The organism is Fictibacillus enclensis (assembly GCF_001457035.1).
In the GTDB taxonomy this organism is placed as follows: Bacteria; Bacillota; Bacilli; order Bacillales; family Fictibacillaceae; genus Fictibacillus_C; species Fictibacillus_C enclensis.
Genome location: NZ_KQ758621.1, coordinates 143030 through 160324 on the forward strand (window position 1 = coordinate 143030; position 17295 = coordinate 160324).

General features: G+C 48.2%; 16 protein-coding genes. 1 reads left to right on the forward strand and 15 read right to left on the reverse strand.

Going from position 1 to position 17295, the window contains the following annotated elements:
- Positions 1-2 precede the first annotated feature (2 nt).
- Together AS030_RS20755 and fdhF are read right to left on the reverse strand one after the other, a co-directional pair.
- Complete coding sequence (locus AS030_RS20755; protein ID WP_061975304.1) at positions 3-500, reverse strand: helical membrane plugin domain-containing protein; 498 nt, start codon at positions 498-500, stop codon at positions 3-5.
- Positions 475-3450, reverse strand: a complete 2976-nt coding sequence (gene fdhF / locus AS030_RS20760) for a formate dehydrogenase subunit alpha (protein ID WP_061975307.1) — start codon at positions 3448-3450, stop codon at positions 475-477. The genes AS030_RS20755 and fdhF overlap by 26 nt, the downstream gene beginning before the upstream one ends.
- A 144-nt stretch (positions 3451-3594) precedes the next feature.
- On the opposite strand from fdhF, the gene AS030_RS20765 reads away from it, so the two are divergent.
- Entirely contained in the window at positions 3595-3813 is a 219-nt protein-coding gene (locus tag AS030_RS20765) for a hypothetical protein (RefSeq protein ID WP_061975309.1), read from the forward strand.
- 52 nt (positions 3814-3865) lie between these two features.
- Here AS030_RS20765 and AS030_RS20770 read toward each other — a convergent pair whose 3' ends face one another.
- From AS030_RS20770 to AS030_RS20835, 13 genes are all read right to left on the reverse strand, one after another.
- Positions 3866-5092, reverse strand: a complete 1227-nt coding sequence (locus tag AS030_RS20770) for a CynX/NimT family MFS transporter (protein WP_061975311.1) — start codon at positions 5090-5092, stop codon at positions 3866-3868.
- Positions 5093-5351: 259 nt separating this feature from the next.
- A complete protein-coding gene (locus AS030_RS20780) occupies positions 5352-5807 on the reverse strand; it encodes a hypothetical protein (RefSeq protein WP_061975316.1) in 456 nt (151 codons plus the stop codon).
- Between the two features lie 212 nt (positions 5808-6019).
- On the reverse strand, positions 6020-7015 hold the full coding sequence (locus AS030_RS20785; RefSeq protein WP_061975317.1) for a hydroxyacid dehydrogenase: 996 nt from the start codon (positions 7013-7015) through the stop codon (positions 6020-6022).
- Between the two features lie 22 nt (positions 7016-7037).
- Complete coding sequence (locus tag AS030_RS20790) at positions 7038-8183, reverse strand: DUF2264 domain-containing protein (protein WP_061975318.1); 1146 nt, start codon at positions 8181-8183, stop codon at positions 7038-7040.
- The gene (locus AS030_RS20795; RefSeq protein ID WP_061975319.1) at positions 8176-8811 is read right to left on the reverse strand and encodes a YesL family protein; all 636 of its coding nucleotides are present in this window, start codon (positions 8809-8811) and stop codon (positions 8176-8178) included. Before AS030_RS20795 ends, AS030_RS20790 begins: the two co-directional genes overlap by 8 nt.
- Positions 8812-8864: 53 nt before the next feature.
- Positions 8865-10220, reverse strand: coding sequence for an ABC transporter substrate-binding protein (locus AS030_RS20800; protein WP_061975320.1), 1356 nt, complete (start codon positions 10218-10220; stop codon positions 8865-8867).
- A 25-nt stretch (positions 10221-10245) separates the two neighbouring features.
- Positions 10246-11100: a carbohydrate ABC transporter permease gene (locus tag AS030_RS20805; protein WP_061975321.1), complete on the reverse strand. Its 855-nt coding sequence runs from the start codon at positions 11098-11100 to the stop codon at positions 10246-10248.
- Between the two features lie 20 nt (positions 11101-11120).
- Entirely contained in the window at positions 11121-12041 is a 921-nt protein-coding gene (locus tag AS030_RS20810; protein ID WP_061975322.1) for a carbohydrate ABC transporter permease, read from the reverse strand.
- Positions 12042-12198: 157 nt separating this feature from the next.
- Positions 12199-13095 carry an AraC family transcriptional regulator gene (locus AS030_RS20815; RefSeq protein ID WP_240482442.1) on the reverse strand — a complete coding sequence of 299 codons (897 nt, stop codon included), beginning with the start codon at positions 13093-13095 and terminating at the stop codon, positions 12199-12201.
- 38 nt (positions 13096-13133) lie between these two features.
- Positions 13134-13907 carry a sugar phosphate isomerase/epimerase family protein gene (locus tag AS030_RS20820; protein WP_061975324.1) on the reverse strand — a complete coding sequence of 258 codons (774 nt, stop codon included), beginning with the start codon at positions 13905-13907 and terminating at the stop codon, positions 13134-13136.
- 14 nt (positions 13908-13921) lie between these two features.
- Complete coding sequence (locus AS030_RS20825; RefSeq protein WP_061975326.1) at positions 13922-14788, reverse strand: sugar phosphate isomerase/epimerase family protein; 867 nt, start codon at positions 14786-14788, stop codon at positions 13922-13924.
- Between the two features lie 29 nt (positions 14789-14817).
- Positions 14818-15891, reverse strand: coding sequence for a Gfo/Idh/MocA family protein (locus tag AS030_RS20830; RefSeq protein WP_061975328.1), 1074 nt, complete (start codon positions 15889-15891; stop codon positions 14818-14820).
- Positions 15892-15906: 15 nt separating this feature from the next.
- Positions 15907-17067, reverse strand: coding sequence for a Gfo/Idh/MocA family protein (locus AS030_RS20835; protein WP_061975330.1), 1161 nt, complete (start codon positions 17065-17067; stop codon positions 15907-15909).
- Positions 17068-17295: the final 228 nt, after the last annotated feature.

Here is a 17295-nt window from a genome sequence, read left to right on the forward strand (position 1 = left end):
CTTTATTTATTGTGTCTTGGTACTTCATTTATGCCTTCGCCCATGCCCTGCAAAAACTCCATCATCATGGCCATCGTGGCTCTCGTTTCAGGAGTGCGCATGCTTTTTCCCAGCTGCCATAAACTTGGTGTTTCCTCTTTTTCTGCAGAATCGGCCGCTCTCTCAAGCCCCTTACTCATCCCGGAAAGCATCGTTTTCAGTTGATCCGGATGGATGGTACCGAGAAAATTAAAGGCATTGATTCCGTTTTTAATCGTTTTGTGCATTTCAGGCTTGTTAATTTGCTGAATGGCGATTACTCCAACATCGTTACGTTTTTCAATAAGAGCGGATAAAGTATCCAGTGCCCCCATTTCATGAAGGTTTTTCACAATGCTAATCATGGTCAAAATCGCTTCGCTGTTGTCCGCCAGTTCCCGAACAATTCCTGCCACTGCTTCTGCCTGTTCTTCTTCCCGGGTGCGGCCTTCCTTTTTAATTTGCCTGATTGCTTTCGCCATGCTCGTCCCCCCTTATCAACTCTTCAATCGGCGTGAAATCGTCACGCTTCCACTTGGCTTCCACGCGGACACTGATTTGTGGAATACGGTTCCCAAATCGGTGATTCACTTTTGGTAATGGAGGCTCTCCGGAAGTTTCGAGAACTTCCATTCTGACATCCATTTCCTTATATGCCGGTGTGTGAGTAATAATGTCGTGGTAGCTGCTCGTCAGCTTGTTAACCGCTTCAATGTCCTCAGAAGTGTTCATGGTCAGATATAGCTCATTGCCTTTCACCCGGTCGGTGACGATTACCCGGACCTCCACATGGCCATACGGGGAAGTCAGGCCAACGAGTGCCCCGTCCTCAAGCTCCCGTTCACGGGCAAGCTCTGGCGAGACTTCCACCCATGGATGTGGAACTTTGTGTGTAAGCCCCTCTGAGCGGTACGTCATGTTTCCTTCATGGAAATGTTCCAGCAAACGGCCGTTATTTAAATGCAGGTCGAACTCTTCACCCGGCTTAAACGGCTTAGTCCATTCAACAGCAACCAGCTTCGCCTTACCGTCAGGAAATGCAAACCTCTCCTTGTACAAGAGCGGAGAATCGGTACCATCTGCTGCTACCGGCCAAAGCTGGCTGTTCCATCCTTCCAGCCGATCATAGCTTACACCGGCAAAAAACTTGGCTAGGCTGGCCGCCTCTTTCATGATTTCACCAGGATGTGTGTAGTTCCAATTGGCTCCCATCAAGTTGGCCAGCTCCTGAAAGATTTCCCAATCCGGTTTCGACTGGCCAAGCGGCTCAAGAACCTTGTAAAAACGCTGGATGCGGCGTTCCGTGTTGACAAACGTACCGTCCTTCTCCAGACTTGGTGCTGCCGGTAAAACCACATCCGCAAATTGAGCGGTTTTACTGAAGAAAATGTCCTGCACCACAAAGAATTCCAGCTTTTCAAAGCCGTCATCCACAAAATTCGAATTGGAATCCACCAGTGACATGTCTTCACCAAACAAATAAAGTGCCTTTAGCTTTCCTTTATGGATGCCTTCCACCATTTGATGGTTGTCCAATCCCGGCTCTTCCGGAAGCTTGACGCCCCATGCCTTTTCATAGCGCTCACGCACCGCTTTGTCCTGGACAGGTTCATAACCGGGAAACCATGCCGGCATCGTGCCAAAATCACACGCACCCTGAACGTTGTTGTGTCCTCTAAGTGGATACGCACCTGTTCCGGTTCGTCCGTAGTTTCCTGTCACCAGCAGCAAATTGGAGATTGCTGTACTCGTATCGGTCGCTCCCATATGCTGGGTGACACCCATTGCCCATAAGGCACAGACCGACTTTGCCTCATGAATCATAGTTGCCATCTGGATCAACGTTTCTTTGGATAATCCTGTTTTTTCCTCAGCGTATTCCAGTGTGAACTTATTCAATGATGACCGGTATTCTTCCAATCCATTGACCCGTTTCTCCAAAAATGTTTTGTCTTCCCATCCTTGATCAAGAATGTACTTTGTAACTGCTGAAAGCAAAATCAAATCTGAACCCGGTTTGGGATGAACATGCAGATCAGCCCGCTCAGCCAGTTCATTTTTCCTCAGATCCACGACCATTAATTTCTGCCCGTGCAATTTATGGGACCGTTTAATTCGGGTAGCCAGAACAGGATGGGATTCTGCCGGATTGGCCCCAATAATCATTACCAGCTCAGATGCTGCAATATCCTTAATGGTTCCGGCATCACCGCCAATTCCAACGGTCCGCAACAGTCCTGCCGTTGCCGGAGACTGGCAGTATCGTGAGCAATTGTCCACATTGTTGGTTCCCATAATGGATCGCGCAAACTTTTGAAAAAGATAATTCTCTTCATTCGAGCATTTGGAAGAGGCGATATAGCCGATGGAATGAGCACCATGCTCTTCCTTTATCCCTGTCAGTTTTTCCGCAATGAGTTTCAACGCTTCTTCCCAGGTGGCTTCAACAAACTCTTCTCCTTTTCGGATCAAAGGCTTCGTCAGACGCTTGTCACTGTTAACGAAATCCCAGCCCCATTTTCCTTTGACGCAGGTGGATATTCCGTTAACCGGAGCTTCTTCACTCGGTTCGATCTTCAGGATTTCCCGGCCCTTCGTCCAAACCTCAAAACTGCAGCCTACCCCACAGTATGTACACACTGTTTTCGTCCGTTTGATCCGGGCTTTCCGCATGGCTGCTTCCATTTCGGATATGGCGAAAATCTCCTTATACCCCGGCTCGACTTCCTTCGTAAGATCGATCATCGGTCCAAGCATGTTGGCCGGAATGCCTGTCAGATACCCCGCCTCTCCAAGCATCGATTTTTCCATTAGTGCATTACAGGGACAGACCGTGACACAATGGCCACAGGAAACACATGATGATTCATCGATGGGAACATCGTTATCCCAAATCACGCGCGGAGCTTCGCGTTCCCAGTCGATGGTCAGCGTTTCATTCACTTGCAAATCCTGGCAGGCTTCCACACACCTTCCACACAAAATGCACTGATCCGGTTCATAGCGGTAAAAAGGATGTGAGTTGTCCGGCGGGTAAGGTTTCGCTTCAAATTTATATTTCTGATGCTCAATCTCCAGATATTCAGCCGTATTATGCACCACGCAGTTACCGTTATTGTTATCGCAAACTGTGCAATAGAGCTCATGATTTTTTAAAATGCGGGACATCGCTTCGTACTGTGCATCCTTGACGGTTTTTGACAGTGAATCGACCTGCATCCCTGGTGTAGCTTTAGTGGAGCAAGCACGAACCAGTTCGCCTTCTACCTGCACAAAACAGGTATCACACGTTTGAATCGTACCCAGGTCAGGGTGATAACAAATGCTCGGAATTTCATAGTTCTGTGATTTGGCCACCTGCAGAATCGTTTGGCCTTCAGTAGCAGGAAATTCTTTTCCGTTGATTTGTATGGAAAAATGGTTGTCTTCCATTGAATAAATCAGCCTCCTTTTATTCCAATTTCGTTTCTTTTTAACAAGCATTTCCAAAACCGAAGGGAATTAAAATGGATTTGCATAGAAAAAGTAGAGATTGGTTAGGATTTTGATAGATGTGATAAAGGAGTGGATCAAAAAATGGAAAAGGAAGAATTACTTTCGCATGTCACGGCGATGATTGTATCCTCAGCCAAAGTGCCGAAGCATATGGCGTTTTCACCTGTAAAAATGGCCGATTTGTATGGAGTCCAAGCAATCGAAGTGGAAAAGGGACTTGATGAATTAGTGGATGAAGGGAAGTTAAGAAGAGAGCAATTGCAGGATTATCCGCACTATACGGTATATCTCCTGCCTTAAAAATCCATATAAAAAAACAGGCTGTTCGTGTTCAACAGCCTGTTTTCTTACGTTATAAAGCTTTTTTCTGAAGAACATCAGTATCTTTCTCAACGCTCACATACCGGTTGCTTCCCGCTCCCATGCCAACGAAAAAAAGTAGCACGCCGGCCACGACCAACACTGTAAGGGGAGGGGTCCAGCTATGGGTTTTATCATGCAAAAAGCCAAAAAGGGCCGGTCCAATCGCAGCCAGCAAATAACCGACCGATTGCGCCATTCCTGAAAGCTCTGCCGCCTGATGGGCATTTTGCGTCCGAAGCACAAAAAACATGGTCGCCAAGCCGAATCCTGAGCCGATGCCGATCCCAATCAAAATCACATAGAGAGGAGCGAGCCAGGTTATCCCGCTAAGAATGCCTGCATAGCCCAAGAGTAAAAAGAGGACCGTAAATGCTACGAGTTTTCGCTGATCTGCGCTCCTGCCCGCCAAAACCGGAACGAAGAACGTTGGAAGAAGACTCGCAAATTGAGTCAGTGACAGCAGCCAGCCGGCTTTTGAAGGACTCAGTCCCTGCTGATGCAAAATGGCCGGTAGCCAGGTAATAATCGAATAAAAAACGGTGGACTGCAGCCCCATAAACAGCGTCACCTTCCAGGCAAGCCCTGAGCCCCACATGGATGTGCCTTTTAAAGAAGATATGGGAACATGCTTCATCCTTAGCTGAGGAAGCCAAACAAGAATGGAAACGAGCGAGATGAGCACCCAGCACACAAGCGCAAAGCGCCATCCATAGCCCAATCCTTTTGAAATGGGAATACTCACGCCGGAAGCAACGGCTGCCCACATGTTCATGGAAACCGAATAGGTTCCTGTCATCAACCCTACCTTGTTCGGGAACTCTCTTTTGATTAAACTCGGCAGCAAAACGTTGCATACCGCTATGGCAACTCCAAGCAATACCGTCCCGCCAAACAATCCGGATGAGAGAGGAACAGACCGCAATAAAATACCTGCACCGAGTAACAGCAATGCACCAAACAGCGTATGCTCCAGGCCGAATTTGCGTGCCATTTTCGGCGCCAGTGGCGAGATCAACGCAAAAGCGAGCAGCGGCACTGTAGTCAGCATACCCGCGAGTGTGTTGGACATCCCTGTATTCTCCCTTATCATCTCGATGAGCGGCCCTACACAGGTTAATGGCGCTCTCAGATTAGCGCCGGCAAAGATAATACCCAAAATCAAAAGCCATCCAGCCGGCTTGGAAACAGACAACATATGAACGTGTTGATTTTTCATTCTATCTTTCCTCCAATAAGAAAAGGCCCGACTCCTCAAATCCAATGGGGGGGCCGTGGCACAATGTCATTAGTCTATTTGCATCATAAACACTTATGTATTCGCCATAAGAGAAGAGAGCTGAAAAAAGTGTCATACCTAAAGTATAACATAAATCCAATTCCTTTAAAGGGGCACAGGAATAAAACGGTCGTTTAACAAACAAGCAGCCTCCCTCTTCGTGGTACGAGAGGCGGCTGCTTTTACACGTTGTAGCCATTCAATATACCTTCTGTTTTTTAAGAATCGTAAAATCCTTATCCACCAGCCAAACCTGGTGCACACGGAGCTCAGGATCAGCTTCTGTGCTGAAATGGTCAAGACTTACAGTGAAGAATCGCTCCACTTGTTCGTTATAGGACTCATTTTTCGATTGGATGATAAAGAAGGTTTCCTTTTTAGCCAGAACCGCCTGCGTATCAAGAACCGAATGGTATCGTTTCAAATCCCCAAAGGTATAGGACATGGAAGAGCGGAACTCCTCTTCGATATCCTGCTTCATTTGATTTTTCGCTTCCCGCTCCAGCTGCTTCGGATCGACTCCAGCCACTATCAGGCCAGCCGGGGAAGTCTCATTATCTTCATATTTTGCAAAAAGCAGCTGATTCACTTTCATACCCGTACAAAGACCGGTTACAATAATAAACGCCATAAAAAAGAATACTCCCCGTTTCATACATCCCCTCCATTCTGGTTGCTCAAATCTCTTAATACAACCTATGTCAGGGTGAAGGGAATTAGTAGTGAAAATCTAGCAAAATTTTATGTTTCTATCAGTTCATGAAACAAAAAAAGTAACCACCCTGTCAGCGAAGACAACCTGAGGTGGTTACTTTTGGTTTTATTAAGCATAGTGAATCTGGTGAATTATCTTAACTATCCTCTTCTCTACGCCATAATCCCCATATCCTTCTCCAGAACCTCGCACTTCAGCGGTTCGTCCTTTAAATACCGCTGAAATTCATCCAGCATGCTTTGTCCCATCCGGGCACACTCCGGGCCTTTGCTGCCAGCAATGTGCGGGGTCAGCACCACATTGGGAAGGGTAAATAGAGGTGAGCCGGGAAGAGGCGGCTCGGGGTATGTCACATCCAAGACCGCAGTGATATCCTCACGATGCATCAGCACTTCTATCATTTCATCTTCTCGTACGATGGCACCGCGCGCGGTGTTAATAAAACTGGCATTTGGTTTTAACAGGGAGAAATGCTGTCCCGTAATCATTCCCCGTGTTTCGTTTAATAACGGCGTATGCAGGGAAACAACGTCTGCCCGCTGAAATACATCTTCCAGTGAACACAACTCCACACCCAGACTTCCGGCAGCCTCTTCGCTTACATATGGATCATAGGCAATGACCTTCACATCAAATGGCTCAAGCAGATCACAAACCCGGCGGCCGATTTTACTCAGTGAGATGATTCCTACTGTGCTTCCATACGCCCCTGCCCCGGCAGATATCGATTTTCCCGGGTAAGCATGATCCCGCTGGATGCTTCGGACATAGCTCCAGCCGCTTTTTAAGGAAAACAGAATTTGTGACAGTGCAAATTCCGTTACCGGGACGGCATTCGCTTCAGCCGCATTGAAAATCCGGATGTTTCTTCTCCACGACGCCGGAGTGGCAATGTTTTTTACTGTTCCTGCCGCATAAAAAACGGCGTTCAGACGGGGCGCTGCCGCCAAAAATGCTTCGTCGAGCTCTGGCCCTCCCCATCCAGAAAAAATGATCTCAACATCCTTTAGAATGGATTTATTTTCCTTAGCCCGGTCCTTAGTCAAAAAAGGAAGATCCATACCAACCAGATCTTCAATTTGCTGTCGTATAGTTGACGGGTAAACCCAATCAAAAGGCGCCTCGTCCATGATAAATAATCCTTTCATACGGTTTGCACTCCTTTCCCACTTAACTTTTCAATGCATGATCCATCGGAAAATCCAATCCGGACCAAGCCTTTTTTGACGTCCAGCTTTCATCCTCATCACGCCAGAAGGAAACTGATTCCGGCAAGCCCGTGGGCAAAAAGATCAACGAGCAAAGATAGGTAGAGCCATTCGTAATGTAGCCTTCACCAATTCCCGGCTGATGGCCGCAAAATCCGACCGATAACCAACCATCGTCCGTATACGTTCCGGCCGCATGGAGGCACTTTTCCAAAACGGCAGTCAATCCGCACCGAACCTGGGCGGAAGACACACTCTCCGGCAAGTCCTCTCGCCACGCGTGCTGAGCCAGCGTATGAAAAACACCGCAGCGGTAGGCGAGCGAACGGCCAACAGCCGGAAATGTTCCTTCCGGCGAGATCAACCGTTCAAGAATTTCTGCATAGCGGCGCGACCTCTCTTTTACCGTTTCCGCTCTTTCATGCCAGTCATCATAATGAAAACCAACCGACTCCAAAATCTCGAGCAGCATCGGCTGAATAACAAAGCTGTTATAGTAATCAAAGCGAAAATGGGGACCGTCACTGTAGACGCCATCCCCCGCATACCATTGCTCCATCTGCTTGATGGCATAGTCAATCCGCATGTGATCCCAGTCACTTTCACCCATCCGGTGCAATGCCGCTTCAATCATAGCGGAAAACAGCAGCCAGTTGGAGAACACGGGTTTTCTTGATCGGGCCGCTTTAAAAGCATTAACCACATTCCTCTTCACCCGGCCATCCAGCTTCTCCCACAGCTCGGTCGGTGCACGAAGAATGGCTTGGGCCAAAAATGCAGTGTCCACAATCGGCTGAAAGCCCTGTGAAAAATTCATATAGTCGGGTGATGACGGGTCCGTTCCAGCATCAATCGCCTCACGAGCCAGCTCACAATAATGGCTTCGAATACGTTCTTCACTGCCTTCTGATTTTCCTTCCAGCCACGGCGCCATCCCGACAAGCAGCCGGGCCAGTGTTTCCAGATGAACATACGATTCTCTGTCTGCACCTTCTTTCATTTCCACCTTCATGTTTGCTTTCAGTTCTCTTTTGGCCAACGCCTCAAGCGGGGTTCTGGCTAATGTGAGCATGGTGTCGAGCCATAATGAGCGCATTGGGTTATCCATTCCACCCACCCGCTTTTGCTTTCCCTTCGAGCCGGAGAAATGCGCAATGAGAAAACCACATCGAAAGAAAGCCCGCACCACTCACATAAAAAAAGACAGAAAGCCCTGGGATCACATAGCAAATATACGTTACCACCAGGATACTCATGCCGCTGAATACCGTCATCAACGGTGAGGACAACCCTACAAACAAGGCATTTTTCACACAATCCAGAAGTCCGCCTTTAAAATGGGCCAGCACCGGAAAAAGATACAGAAGGACGATCACATATAAAAAGAACAAACCAAGTAGCAAAACTTTCAGCACACCAACCAAAAAATAATCAACGGGAAACACCAGTTTTACATTTACCCACAGAAGCATTCCAAACAGCACCATAAAATACCCCAACAGGTTCGCCTTTACAAACTGAGTTCGGTATTCTCTCCAGAACTGCCGGATAAGCGAAGGGCTTTCCTCTTTCCTGATCCAGGAACGCTCAACTGCAAAAAGCGCTGCGGTTGCCGGGAAAACACCGCCGATCACCAATCCTGCCAGGCTGAAAAGGAGGCACAGAACACTTAAAAACGCGAACCGTGCAAACCACACACAGGCCATGTAAAAGCCCCCAAAGGCTGTACCGTCCATCCAACATCCCTCCTATGCAAAGAAAGGAGGATTTCTCCTCCTCCTCCTTCAACTTACTTTCTATTTTTCACCCAGGCGGTGCTCTCGCGTTGCGCTTTATCCAACGCCTGTTGTGCCGTACGCTTGCCGGTCAAGGCAGCTTCCACCTCTGACGTCAAGGTAAAGCGCGGCTGTGAGGAGCCCCAAGGATAGCGCGGTGTCCACGGACTGCTCATCGCTTCAAACACAGGCTGCATCAACGGCATTTCCTTTGTACTTTTCCACGTTTCTGCAGCTTTAATGGCCGGAATGGCACCTACTTCTTCAAAGACGTACTTTTGCGCAAATTCATCGGTCGCAAATTTAATCCATTCCCAGGCCAGGTCTTTATTTTTACTGCTCTTGGCGATCGCGAGCGGACTTCCTGCAAACAATCCGCCTTTTCCGTCCTTGTTCTTGAATTCCTGTGCGATTCCAATCCGATCTTCTAACCCTTGAGCATAGGTCGGTTTGATGGTATCGCCAGGTCCCTGGTTCATCATGATGGCGACATTGTTATCCTTGGTGAGCCATTTTTCCTGGCCCTGGTTGCTGACAAGGCCCTTTGGCGCGTAATTCTTCATGTCGAGCAGCCAGTCCAGCCCTTTTTTCATCTCCGGAGAGTTAAAATTGAACTTTACGTCTTTCCAGGCAAATCCTTCTCCCCATTTACCGTTTTGGCCCTCAGCCAGATCGATCAAGGTGAACGCGGAAGACCAGTCACCGCGGAACCAGATGCCATAGTTCTGCTTACCGGTTTTCGGGTTTTTCCCGGTCATTTGTTTCGCCTTTTCCGCAACCTCCTTCATGGTCGGGTGGTCGGAAAGATAGTCAACACCCCAGTCGTCAAACAGCTTTTTGTCATACGCGATAAATCGAGCGTCTCCCAAAAACGGAAGACCGTAGATTTGCAGTTTGTCGTCATCCTTGCCAAGCACCTTCCAGCCATCCACCTGACTGTCGATAAACTTGTCCAGATCCATTTCTTTGTCTTTATCGATGTACGGCTGAAGAGGTTCAAGTACACCCTGAGGCGCGAAATCCGCGAGTCCAGGCATCTGATACACATCGGCTTCATTGGAGGTAATCATCGCCTGCGTTTTTTCCGTATATCCTTCCCACGGCATCAGAATGAAATCAACCGTTGCACCGGGATGCTGTTTTTCAAATTCCTCCTTTAACACGTCAATCCCTTTCACTTTCTTTCCCGTGATCGGATCAGTTGCCGTTTTATCTTTGAAGTCTCCGATCATCTGCACCTTAATCTTTTTCCCTGCCCACTTTCCATCCGCTTTTCCTGAAGTATCTGAGCTTGAACAGCCGGTCAGCATGGCCATCACAGCCAGAATTAAAATGAGCGATAACGAAATCCCTTTCCGAACATGTTTCATTTTTCCGCCTCCTTTAAAATGGGTCCTACTCTCCTTTTACTCCGCTAAGGGCAATGCTCTGAATGATGTATTTTTGTAAAAACAGATACAAAATGACGATCGGCAGGACACTCATGGTCGCTAGTGCCATCGTTAATCCGCCAAGTCTTGTCCCGTTCTCGAGCGAGAAGCTGGCGAGATACAGAGGGACGGTCTGAAGCTCTTTGTCGTTCAACACAACGAGCGGCCACATGAAATCGTTCCAGCTCCAGATAAAGGCTAAAATAATCATCGTCGCCACAATCGGTCCGGCAAGAGGAAGATAAATGCGGAAAAAGGTTGTAAATTCCCCTGCCCCGTCAATTTGCGAGGCCTCTCTCAGCGTGTCCGGTAATTGGTCAAAGAACTGCTTGCAAAGAAAGATCAGCATGCCACTGATCAGAGACGGCAGAACGAGTGGCCAGAACGTATTAAGCAGATGAACGGAATTAAACAGCTTGTACAATGGAATCAGGCGCGGCTCCATTGGGATCATGAGCGTGCAAAGGACGACCACAAACAACACCTTTTTTCCTTTGAACCGTCCTTTGGAAAACGCATATCCTGCGAGAAGCGATGCCGATACACCGATAAGTACAGAACTGACGGTAACGATCGCAGAGTTGAGGTAAGCCTTGATCAGGCTTCCGTTTTCAAACACGATGCCAAAGTTAAACGATGATGGGTGCTTCGGTACTAATTTGGGCGGAAAGGGCATCGTGACATTGGCGGTGCGGTCAAATCCCACGCTCACCATCCAGACAAAAGGCGTAATGAGCAGCAGACCAAACACCAGCAAAATAACGAATTTGAAGCCTCCTGCAATCTGTTCTCTCTTTCTATAGGAAAGCCCAGCTTTCATGAAACACATCCCCCTTTCGCTTAGATTTTCATCTTGGAAACTTTCAGGTTAATAAACGTGAAGACCAGTATCAAAATAAACATAATATACGTTGCGGCCGAAGCGATTCCGAACTCAAACCCTGTGAAGCCTCGTTCGTAAATAAACGCTCCCATCGTTTGAATCGACCGCGCCGGACTTCCGTTTGGGCCCCCCAGCACATAGACTTCATTAAATCGCTGCAGCGCTCCAATCCATCCGGTAATCAGCAAAAAGGCAAAGGTTCCTGCCATATTGGGAATGGTGATAAAAAACCATTGCTGCAGTCCGCTTGCTCCGTCGATTTTTGCGGCTTCGTACATTTCGCTCGGAATCGCCTGGAGATTGGCAAGACAGATGATGATGACAAAACCAACCCAGTGCCAAACCGCAAGAATAATGACCGCCCATTTTGAGGTGGAAGGATCAGAAAGCCAGCCTGGTGTCGGCAGCCCGATGGCATGAAGAACATAGTTGACGATTCCCATTTCCGGATGAAGCACGAAAGCAAAAATCATGGCAGCGGCAACAATGGACGTAACATTAGGCAGGAAATAGAGGACTTTGAAAAAATTCTGGCCCCGTTTGGTAGAGTTGATGATCGATGCAAAGATAAAACCGAGCGGAATGGTAATGATGATTTGAAAGATGCCGATAAAAAAGGTGTTCCAAACGGCGTTCCAGAACGAGTTCGAGGTTAAGACCGACTTGAAGTTTGCGAGTCCGATATAATGCTCGACCGTTCCGTTGGATTGATAGAAACTGAGGCGCAGAGATTCAAAGATGGGGTAGACCATGAACAGCAGGATCCCTAAGAAACTCGGAATCAGGAAAACATACCATTTCAGCCCCCAGTCCTTCCGTTTGCTTCGCACCTTTTCCACTTCCATTCGTACGTTCAGCTCAATGCTGTTGTTAGCCATAACAGCCTCCTTTCAATTGGCGGGAAAATCAGGGTTTTGCCTGGATAATAAAACGCTTTCATTTGTCTGTTTAATTTTACTAATTTTCGGATAATTTAAAGGTTGCAGGATGGTCCTTTTTTTTGAAAAATTTGTCTGATATTGCTCTATTTTGGTTTTAATAGTTTCCGATCTGATCCAGCGCTTCACTTATGGTACGCTCGTTGCGGTAGGCGGTGGGTGTAATTTTAACTTGTTTGCGGAAAAAGCGGCTAAAATGCGAGGAATTTTCAAATCCAGACTCCAATGCCACCTCCAGGATCGACATTTCAGGGTGCATTTCGAGCAAATACTTGGCCCTTTTGATGCGGCAGCTCATCAGATATTCCATGATCGTAAAGCCGGTTACGCACTTGAAGATTCTGGACATATAATATTTGCTGATACTCAGGCTCTTGGCGATATCGTCCAGTTTGATGTTCTTTTCGCGGTTGTCTTCCACCCACCGGATGATGCGGTCGACGTGCATGTGTTTTTCCGACTTGACGGAGGGAATTTTGACGATCCTCAACTTGCTCAATTCATAGATTTTAAACAACAGCTGAACGAGAAGCGTAGTCACTTCGCCTTCCTTCAGCCGGTTTTCAAACTTGTCCTCCTGCTTGTACCCTTTTGAAAAACCGACCTGTGCTATTTTCTTGATCAGCTCTTCGATTTCAAGCAGCATGTCCTGATCCACCCCGCGGAACAAGCAATTGTTCAGCATATAAAAAGGGTTTAACAGCTCCGGCACCTTTAAATTGGCGAGCACAGGCTTCAGCCACTCTCCGGAAAACTGAATCACGCTTCGGATATAAGGCTGCTCTTCTTCAGGGTAAGGCCGGTGCAGTGTCAAACCATCCATAATGATAATGTCGTTTTCCTGAAGGTGATGGATTTCATCACCGATCATGTACTTGCATCGGCCGCTGTGAAAGAAATACACCTCGTACGTATCATGGGAATGGAAATCATAGTCCTCTTTCTTGATCTCTTTGGACATCCGGTATTCAGAAACAAAGAATTCTTCCTCCAATTTTTTCTCCCCCTTTACGATTTAAAAAGCTAACCTGATTATACTTTCCGGGAGTAAAGAACCGATGATAAAAACTGCCTTGCTGCACCTGCTTCCGCTTCAAAGTCCTGCCACTGGCATTCGATTGAGATTCGGCCGTTGTACCCCGCCTCGCTCAGGCAGGAAACAAACCTGTCGTAAGGATAGGTCCCCGTCCCGGGCGCCCGCCTTCCGGTATCAGCCACATGAATATGGCGGATATAGTCTTTTTCGGAAACAAGGTGCCCAAGCGGTTCATTTTCTTCATCCATATGATAAAAATCGGCCAGCACCTGGATGGATGGACGATTTACCTTCTTGGCGATCCTTACTGCTTCGGGAACCGAGTTAATGATGTTACTTTCCTTTTGATTCAGCGGCTCAATGACGACCGTAATGCCAAGAGGATCACTGTAATTGGCCACAAGATCAAGGAACTGAATGATCTGTTCCTCTCCCTTTTTCCTTGAAAATCCCTCTGGCAGGGACCGGGCGCCTCCGCTGCCAAACACGACTGTATCGGCACCGATTTGCTTGACCCGAAGAAGGGCTTTTTCAACATAGCTTTCAACCGATGAGATGTTCACGTGTTCACCGGTGATTTTAAGTGATCCCGGCAAAAAGATGTTGCAGGCCTCTACCGGGAGCCCGCTTTCCTGATAGCGTTCCAGGATTCCGGGAAAATCATCATCATTTTCCGGAACGAGGGATACCACCGTACATTCCAGAAAATCAAAACCGGCTTTTTTTGCTATGGCGGAGTTTTCGATGATCGTACAGCAGCCAAGCTTCATTGCCTTCTCCTCCTTTATACCGCAAGCGTTTCGTTTAACAGTTTTTTCAACGACTGAACATGATGCTTCAGGGAGTCCTTCGTCGAAAACTCCTGGCTGAAGTCTTCGATGCCAATATATCCATCATAGCCAACCGCCTTTAAGTCCTGAATCACTTGCTTCCAGTCTACGATTCCTTTTTCCAGCAAGGCCCATTCTGCTTTCCACTGAATACTTCCGTCCTCTGCCTGTCCGCTTTGTTTCCAGATGGCGTTTTTCGCATGAACATGAGCGAGGTACGGTCCGAGAAGCTCCATTCCCATTCGGTAATTTTCAAATCCCTCATGCACCATGTTGCCCGGATCGTAAAGCACGCCGATATGGTCAGGGTTAAAGGAAGAAACCAAACGATGGGCAAGGCCGGCGCTCGGAGCAATCGTCATGTGATGCGTCTCGACCAGTCCCTTAACGCCGTATTGTTTACACATCTCTTCCGCTTCTTTTAAGTAGGCCACAGCTTCCTTAAACAAATCATTGTAATTTCGGTTCCGGTCATACCGGGGAACACCAAGGCGTACCGTTGATGCACCGAGTGATTTGGCCACCCGCAGCACATTTTCCGTTGCCGCCAGATCACCACAGGCCAGGTAAGGCGTCACGCTCGTTACTTCAATGTTGTTTTCTTTTGTTACTGCCGACAAATGCGCAAGCTCTTCATCGGTGATATCCGGGGCAATGGTGCACAGGTTATTGCCCCAAAAGCTCGGCTCTTCCTTTTTGAGTTCATGAGGCGTTTCTTTAAACCGCCATTCCACTCCCTCGTAACCGTATTCCTTCAGATAGCCTAGTAACTGTCCAGGTGTTGCATCCGGTGCCATTACAGTAAACACAGAAAACTTCATGTTATCAGCCCGCCCATCTTTGAATTTTTCTATTCCACCCTGATTGCGTTCTCCTGAGCAATCAGGCACAATTCCGCCGCTTTAAAGGCATGCTCCTGGGTCATCGCCTTTTCCGTCCGGTTCAGGCAGTCCAGGATCAGTTCACCAAAAAACGGATAACCCACTTTACCTGTGAGGTGAAAGTGCTGTTCGCCTTCGCCATTCACCAAATACAGGTGATCCCCGCTGTCTTCACTCGCCACATTAATGTACTTACGGATTTCAATATAGCCTTCCGTTCCAAGAATGAACGTTCTTCCGTCGCCCCATGTACGGAGTCCGTCTGGCGTCAGCCAGTCGACCCGAAAGTATTGGGTTGCCCCATTATCGCTGACGAGTGTAGCGTCTCCGTAGTCCTCAAGCTCGGGATAATCCTTGCTTCTGTAGTTTCCAACCTTGCTTGAGAGCACCTTGGCATCCTTTGACTTTGTATAAAAAAGAAACTGCTCGATCTGATGGCTGCCAATATCACAAAGAATTCCGCCATACGTTTCTTTTTTGAAAAACCAATCGGGTCTGGATGATGCCGATAAACGATGAGGGCCAAAACCTGTCACCTGGATGACCCTGCCGATCGCTCCCTTATCGATCAGCTCTCCGGCAAACACTGCCGATTCCACATGGAGCCGTTCGCTGTAATACACCATGTACTTTTGTCCGGTTTCTGTTGCCTTTTGTCTCGCCTGTTCCAGTTGTCCCAATGTGGTAAAAGGCGTTTTATCTGTAAAATAGTCCTTTTGGTGGTCCATCACCCGCAAGCCCAGTTCACAGCGCTTGGAGGGTATGGCGGCACCGGCCACAAGCTTAACGTCCGAATCATTCAGAACCTCTTCCTCGGAGGAAGCGACCTGGACCTCCGGAAAGGCGTTCTTGAATTGATCAATTTTTTCCGGATCGGGATCATACACCCATTTCAGCGTGGCACCCGCTTCAATCAAGCCGTTGCACATGCCGTAAATATGACCATGATCCAGGGCAACGGCAGCGATAAAAAAGTCACCTTCTGCCACCACCCGGTTTGGTTTTCCTTTTGGGGCATAATTCATGCCGTCTTGTTTGCTCATGTGTCCGCTCCTTTATCAGTACGTGCCGCCAACATCCAGCACAACGCTGATTTTATCTTTTTTCCCGGTGGATTGTGCCGCTTTTTCCTGCAGATGTTTCAGATAGAGATCCTCGTTTATCGGGAATTCCACCCAGTCATCCAGCCATGTGGAAAGATGCATCGCATTGGAAAGCTCAAGCCCCTTAATCCCTTCCATTCCCGGTGCAATGAGCGGAGTTCCCTTCAGGATAGCGTCCACAAAGTTCTGGGTGATGCCGCGGTGCGCCGTTTCCTTGCCTTCAATCGGCACCTCGACCTTCCAGCATTCCGGTGCCCCGAAGCCGCCTTTGTATTCACGGTTAAACTCAGGCTCTGATACCCGAAGCCTCCAGTAATCGAGCTTGTCGTTCTCAACAACCACCTTGCCCCGGCTGCCGGCAATCTCCAGCCTGTTTGTTCCCGGAGCTTCTCCTGTTGTCGTAACAAAGACCGCGGTCGCGCCATTGTCATACTCCGCAAAGGCGGTGACATCATCCTCCACCTCGATATCCCGGTGCTTGCCAAAATAGCAAAACGCACGCATGCGCTTGGGCATCATGCCTGTCATCCACTGCCACAGATCGAGCTGGTGCGGACACTGATTGATGAGCACACCGCCGCCTTCTCCTTCCCATGTGGCTCTCCAGCCGCCTGAATCGTAATAGCTTTGCGACCGGTACCAGTTGGTGATCAGCCAGTTCACCCGGCGGATTTCGCCCAGTTCTCCCGTAAGGATGAGATTCCGAAGCTTCTGGTACAGCGGATTGGTGCGCTGGTTGTACATCATGGAAAATACCTTTCCGCTTCTTTCGGCGGCTTCGTTCATTTCACGGACTTGTTTGGTGTACACGCCTGCGGGCTTTTCACAAAGCACATGCAACTGATGGTCAAATGCTTTGATGGCGAGCGGAGAATGAAAATAATGAGGCGTTGCGATCAGTACGGCATCGACCAGACCGGATGCGAAGAATGAATCTTCGTCGGTGAAGATCTGTACATTGCTCCCAAGTTCTTTTCTTAGTGCTTCAGCCCGTTCTTTGCTCGAATCTAGGACGGCGGTGAGAACGGCTCCGTTGATTTCTCCGTTGAGAAGATAGCGTGCGTGCGCTCCTCCCATGTTTCCTGCTCCAATGACTCCAAGCCTTACGTTTTCCATCTTTCGTGCCCTCCTTGTAGTTTTTTTCAAAACCTTGCTCTAGAAGTGGTTGATATTCCGTTCCAGGAGCTCGCTTTCCTAGGGGCGGGCGGTGAGCCTGTGACCGGCGTAAACGCCTACCTTGTCTCACCTGTCCCGCTAATCCCTAAGGAGTCTCGCCCTTGCACTCCAATCAACTTAGCAATGAAGAAGAAATGCTCTCCTGTAATAATCTTTTTTAAAAAAATT

Coding starts and splice junctions, on each gene's coding strand:
- AS030_RS20800 (WP_061975320.1), bottom strand. CDS start 10,220: ATGAAACATGTTCGGAAAGGGATTTCGTTATCGCTCATTTTAATTCTG.
- AS030_RS20825 (WP_061975326.1), bottom strand. CDS start 14,788: ATGAAGTTTTCTGTGTTTACTGTAATGGCACCGGATGCAACACCTGGA.
- AS030_RS20830 (WP_061975328.1), bottom strand. CDS start 15,891: ATGAGCAAACAAGACGGCATGAATTATGCCCCAAAAGGAAAACCAAAC.
- fdhF (WP_061975307.1), bottom strand. CDS start 3,450: ATGGAAGACAACCATTTTTCCATACAAATCAACGGAAAAGAATTTCCT.
- AS030_RS20790 (WP_061975318.1), bottom strand. CDS start 8,183: ATGGATAACCCAATGCGCTCATTATGGCTCGACACCATGCTCACATTA.
- AS030_RS20780 (WP_061975316.1), bottom strand. CDS start 5,807: ATGAAACGGGGAGTATTCTTTTTTATGGCGTTTATTATTGTAACCGGT.
- AS030_RS20785 (WP_061975317.1), bottom strand. CDS start 7,015: ATGAAAGGATTATTTATCATGGACGAGGCGCCTTTTGATTGGGTTTAC.
- AS030_RS20820 (WP_061975324.1), bottom strand. CDS start 13,907: ATGAAGCTTGGCTGCTGTACGATCATCGAAAACTCCGCCATAGCAAAA.
- AS030_RS20810 (WP_061975322.1), bottom strand. CDS start 12,041: ATGGCTAACAACAGCATTGAGCTGAACGTACGAATGGAAGTGGAAAAG.
- AS030_RS20755 (WP_061975304.1), bottom strand. CDS start 500: ATGGCGAAAGCAATCAGGCAAATTAAAAAGGAAGGCCGCACCCGGGAA.
- AS030_RS20770 (WP_061975311.1), bottom strand. CDS start 5,092: ATGAAAAATCAACACGTTCATATGTTGTCTGTTTCCAAGCCGGCTGGA.
- AS030_RS20795 (WP_061975319.1), bottom strand. CDS start 8,811: ATGGACGGTACAGCCTTTGGGGGCTTTTACATGGCCTGTGTGTGGTTT.
- AS030_RS20835 (WP_061975330.1), bottom strand. CDS start 17,067: ATGGAAAACGTAAGGCTTGGAGTCATTGGAGCAGGAAACATGGGAGGA.
- AS030_RS20765 (WP_061975309.1), top strand. CDS start 3,595: ATGGAAAAGGAAGAATTACTTTCGCATGTCACGGCGATGATTGTATCC.
- AS030_RS20805 (WP_061975321.1), bottom strand. CDS start 11,100: ATGAAAGCTGGGCTTTCCTATAGAAAGAGAGAACAGATTGCAGGAGGC.